The sequence below is a fragment of the Micromonospora sp. WMMD737 genome, assembly GCF_049179055.1.
In the GTDB taxonomy this organism is placed as follows: Bacteria; Actinomycetota; Actinomycetes; order Mycobacteriales; family Micromonosporaceae; genus Micromonospora; species Micromonospora reichwaldensis.
Window position 1 is genome coordinate 1 of record NZ_JBMHMH010000005.1, and the last position, 4,369, is coordinate 4,369.

Annotated in this window: 5 protein-coding genes; 1 reads left to right on the forward strand and 4 read right to left on the reverse strand. The window is 70.8% G+C overall.

What is annotated here, in order from left to right; genetic code table 11:
• Nucleotides 1–153: 153 nt before the first annotated feature.
• Genes ACN27A_RS33600 through ACN27A_RS33610 form a run of 3 tightly spaced genes read right to left on the reverse strand, consistent with a single transcriptional unit; the run spans nucleotide 154 to nucleotide 2,162 of the window.
• Complete coding sequence (locus ACN27A_RS33600; protein WP_421458897.1) at nucleotides 154–834, reverse strand: LpqN/LpqT family lipoprotein; 681 nt, start codon at nucleotides 832–834, stop codon at nucleotides 154–156.
• Nucleotides 831–1,175: an arsenate reductase (glutaredoxin) gene (gene arsC / locus ACN27A_RS33605; RefSeq protein ID WP_421458898.1), complete on the reverse strand. Its 345-nt coding sequence runs from the start codon at nucleotides 1,173–1,175 to the stop codon at nucleotides 831–833. Before arsC ends, ACN27A_RS33600 begins: the two co-directional genes overlap by 4 nt.
• 6 nt (nucleotides 1,176–1,181) lie before the next feature.
• Nucleotides 1,182–2,162 carry a ribose-phosphate diphosphokinase gene (locus ACN27A_RS33610; RefSeq protein ID WP_421458900.1) on the reverse strand — a complete coding sequence of 327 codons (981 nt, stop codon included), beginning with the start codon at nucleotides 2,160–2,162 and terminating at the stop codon, nucleotides 1,182–1,184.
• 173 nt (nucleotides 2,163–2,335) lie between these two features.
• On the opposite strand from ACN27A_RS33610, the gene ACN27A_RS33615 reads away from it, so the two are divergent.
• Complete coding sequence (locus tag ACN27A_RS33615; protein WP_421458902.1) at nucleotides 2,336–3,703, forward strand: DUF2254 domain-containing protein; 1,368 nt, start codon at nucleotides 2,336–2,338, stop codon at nucleotides 3,701–3,703.
• Here ACN27A_RS33615 and ACN27A_RS33620 read toward each other — a convergent pair.
• Nucleotides 3,700–4,369, reverse strand: a 670-nt coding sequence (locus ACN27A_RS33620) for a DapH/DapD/GlmU-related protein (protein ID WP_421458905.1), incomplete at its 5' end; no start/stop codon positions are given. The two genes, ACN27A_RS33615 and ACN27A_RS33620, sit on opposite strands and share 4 nt — an antisense overlap.

Sequence of the window (4,369 nt, forward strand, 5' to 3'; positions counted from 1 at the left end):
CCGGCGAAGGAGGGCAGGTCGGCCGCGGTCCAGTCAGACATGGCCCTCACCCTAGTGCGCGCAGGTTAAGCCGGCCGAAACGGCATTCCAGCAGCGAAAGTGCGAGTGCGCGGCTGCTGGAATGCCGTTTCGGCGAAAGGTCGGGCGGTGGCCTTACCGGGGAGCGGTCGCCCCGCCGGGCACCTCGACGGTGAACCCGTTGATGATCGCCTCGATGTCGGGTGCCTCTTCGGCGGCCTTGTCGGCGTAGCCGGTGACGGTGAACTGGACCAGGTAGCGCTGCCGTTGCGGCGGTGCGCCGGTGGCGATGACCACCCGGTTGTAGGTGTGCATGCGCGAACCGGCGAGGTCGTAGCTGCCCTCGATCACCGATGACGGGAACCCGTTGAAATCGTCGTCCGACGAGCCGAGCCGGCGGAAGTTCTCCGACATCTCGGCGTCGACGTCGGCGTGCCGCAACGCCGTGGCGGCGTCGAACTCGCCGTCGAGCTCGAACACCATCAGCATCGCGGTGGGGTAGGTGTCGCCCTTGGCGATCATCCGGGTGCCGGGCGCGAGACTGGCGTCCCGGTAGGGCTCCCAGCCCGCCGGAGTCGGCATCGACACGGTCAGGTCGGCCAGCTTGTCCGGGGCCACCGGCTGACCGACGACGCCGATCTCCTCGAGGAACTGCGACAACGGGACCTGCGCGGCCTGCGTGGCGGTCGACTCCGGTTCGGGGGCCGGCGCCGAACTCGGGGTCGACCACACCGACTGGTAGTCGGGCGCCTCGGTGGTGCAGCCGCAGGCCAGCACCGCCGCCAGCGCCGCGGCCAGTACCGGCCGAGCGGTCACAGAATCTCGCGGACCGCGTCGAGGGGACGTGCCAGCCGGGTGCCCTTGGCCGTGACGACGAACGGCCGTTCGATCAGGATCGGGTGCTCGGCCATCGCGTCGAGCAGCTCGTCGTCGGTCGCGTCGGCCAACCCGAGCTCGGTGTAGAGCGACTCGCGTTTGCGGACCGCGGTGCGCACGTCGACGCCGGCCGCGCTGATCAACTCGGCCAGCTCGGCGCGCGACGGCGGTGTCTTCAGATAGAGCACCACCTCGGGCTCGATGCCGTTGTCGCGCAACAATTCCAGGGTCTTGCGTGACGTCGAGCACCTGGGGTTGTGGTAGATGCGCGGTTGGGTCATCGCAGGTCAGGCCGATCCGTCGAAAAGCCCCGTGACCGAGCCGTTGTCGAAGACCGCGCGGATCGTGTTGGCCAGCAGCGGGGCGATCGAGAGCACCGTCAGCTGCGGGAACACCTTCTCCTCGCTGATCGGCAGCGTGTTGGTGACGATGACCTCGCGGGCACCGCAGCCGGCCAGCCGCTCGGGTGCCGGGTCCGACAGCACACCGTGGGTCGCCGCGATGACGACGTCGGCGGCGCCGTCCTCCTTGAGCAGCCGCACCGCACCGGCGATGGTGCCGCCGGTGTCGATCATGTCGTCGGTGAGGATGCACGTCTTGCCGGCGACGTCACCGACGACGCGGTTGGACTTGACCTGGTTGGGCACCAGCGGGTCGCGGGTCTTGTGGATGAAGGCCAGCGGCACCCCGCCCAGGGAGTCGGCCCACTTCTCGGCCACCCGCACCCGGCCGGAGTCGGGGGAGACGACCACCATGTCGTGGCCGGCGTAGTTCTCGGCGATGTAGCCGGTCAGCAACTTCTGCGCGCGCATGTGGTCGACGGGCCCGTCGAAGAAACCCTGGATCTGGTCGGTGTGCAGATCGACGGTGACGATGCGGTCGACGCCCGCGGTCTTGAGCAGGTCGGCCACCAGGCGCGCCGAGATGGGTTCGCGGCCGCGGTGTTTCTTGTCCTGGCGGGCGTAGGGGTAGAACGGCAGGATCGCGGTGATCCGCTTGGCGCTGCCCCGTTTGAGCGCGTCGATCATGAGCAGCTGCTCCATCAGCCACTGGTTCAGTGGCCAGGGGTGGCTCTGCAGCACGAATGCGTCGCAGCCGCGGACGGACTCGTCGAAGCGGACGAAGATCTCGCCGTTGGCGAAGTCGCGCGCCGTCTGCGCGGTGACCGGGACGTCGAGCTCCTTGGCGACCTGCTCGGCCAGTTCGGGGTGCGCGCGGCCCGAGAACAACATCAGGTTCTTGCGGTTGTCAGTCCACTCGTGGCTCACGGGCTGCCCTCGGCTTCTCTGATCGGATCGATACGACGGCCATCGTACGGAGCGCTGATCCGCACACGCTGGCGGGTTACCAGAATGCCAACATTGCGCGACCGATTGCTACCAGTGGGTAGCCTCGGGGACGCGGCGGTGGCGACACCGACGATCACGCGGAGGTGGTGGACGTGGCCTTCTGGACGGCGGTCAACCGCCGCAGAGCCTGGATGCTCGACGCGATCCGCAGCCGGCTGTGGCCGGTGCCGGCGATGGCGGTCGTCCTGGCGATCGCCGCGGGCCTGCTGCTGCCCGAGCTCGACGGTGCACTCGACGGCGCCCTGCCCGCGGAGGTGTCGCGCTGGATCTTCGGCGGCGGCCCGGCCGCCGCCCGGGAGGTGCTGGCCGCGATCGCGGCGTCGGTGATGACGGTGACCTCGCTGACGTTCTCGCTGACGCTGGTGACGCTGCAGCTGGCCAGCGGGCAGTTCTCGCCGCGGCTGCTGCGCACCTTCGCGCAGGACAAGTTCGTCCAGCGCACCCTCGGGTTGTTCGTGGCGACGTTCGCCTACACGCTGACCGTGTTGCGCACGGTGCGCGACAGCGACAACGGCGGCACGGTGTTCGTGCCGCAGATCTCGGTGACCGTCGGCTATCTGCTCGCGGTGATCAGCGTGCTCGCGCTGGTGCTGTTCCTGGCGCATCTGGTGCGCCAGATCCGGGTGGAGACGCTGCTGGGGTCGGTGCTCGGCGAAGCCCTGCGCAACGCCGAGACCAGCCTCGAGCAGATGGACGAGTCCGCCCAGGTGGAGTCGGCGCCGTCACCGCCGGCCGGGGCCCACCCGGTGGGTGCCCCGAGTACCGGCTTTCTGACCGGGATCAACCAGCAACCCCTGGTCGAGGCCGCGTCCCGGGCCGGGGCGGTGGTGGCGCTGAACCGCAAGCCCGGCGACTGGCTGGTGGCCGGCACGCCGGTGGCCATGCTGTGGGCCGGTACCGGGGGCGGGCTGGACGACGACGCGATCGACGACCTGCGCGGCTGCGTGGCCAAGGTCATCCACATCGGCGACGAACGCACCCCGGTGCAGGACATCGGCTACGCGGTGCGCCAGCTCACCGACGTGGTGGTCAAGGCGCTGTCGCCGGGGATCAACGACCCGACGACGGCGGTGCACGGCATCGGGCACCTGTCGGCCCTGTTGTGCAGGCTGGCCGACCGCCGGCTGGGCCACGCGGTGCACCGCGACGACGACGGCGTCGCGCGGGTGGTGGTCCAGGGGCCGGAGCTGGCGGATCTGCTCGACGAGGCCGTCACCCAGCCACGGCACTACGGCGTCGAGGACGCCGCGGTGCTGGCGGCGCTGACCCGGCTGCTGCGCGATCTGGCGTGGTGTGCCGGCAGCGTGCACGAGCAGGCCGTCACCAGCCAGTTGGCGCGGATGCGGCGCACCGTGGCCGGACAGGACTTCGACCCCGCCGAACGCGAGAGTCTCGAGCAGCTCGCGCTGTCGGTGGAGGATGCGCTGGCCCGGCGCTGGCGCAGCCCCGAGGTGCTCTAGCGGGCGGGGTGTCCGCCCGGACCGTCGTCGTCGCCGGCGGCTTCGGCGGCGCGGGCCGCCGCGCTGCCGGGGCGCTTGCGCTGCACCCAGCCCTCGATGTTGCGCTGCGGGCCGGCCGAGACCGCCAGTGCGCCGGGCGGGACGTCGTCGCGGATCACCGTTCCCGCGCCGGTGTAGGCGCCGTCCCCGACGGTCACCGGCGCGACGAACATGGTGTCCGACCCGGTGCGCACGTGCGAGCCGATCGTGGTGCGCGACTTGGTTTCCCCGTCGTAGTTGACGAACACGCTGGACGCGCCGATGTTGCTGTGCTCGCCGATGTCGGCGTCGCCGACGTAGGTCAGGTGCGGCACCTTGGTGCCGGCGCCGATGGCGGAGTTCTTGGTCTCGACGAACGCGCCGAGCTTGCCCGCCTCGCCCAGCACGGTGCCCGGCCGCAGGTAGGTGAACGGGCCGACGGTGGCGCCGTCGCCGATGACCGCCGAGGTGGCGTGGGTGCGGATCACCTCCGCGGCGTCGCCGACGGTGACGTTGGTCAGCGTCGAGTCGGGCCCGATCTCGCAGCGGCCGCCGATGCGGGTGCCGCCCAGCAGCTGGGTGCCGGGACGCACGACGGTGTCGCGGCCGATCGTGACGTCGACGTCGATCCAGGTCGAGGCGGGGTCG

Coding starts and splice junctions, on each gene's coding strand:
- arsC (WP_421458898.1), bottom strand. CDS start 1,175: ATGACCCAACCGCGCATCTACCACAACCCCAGGTGCTCGACGTCACGC.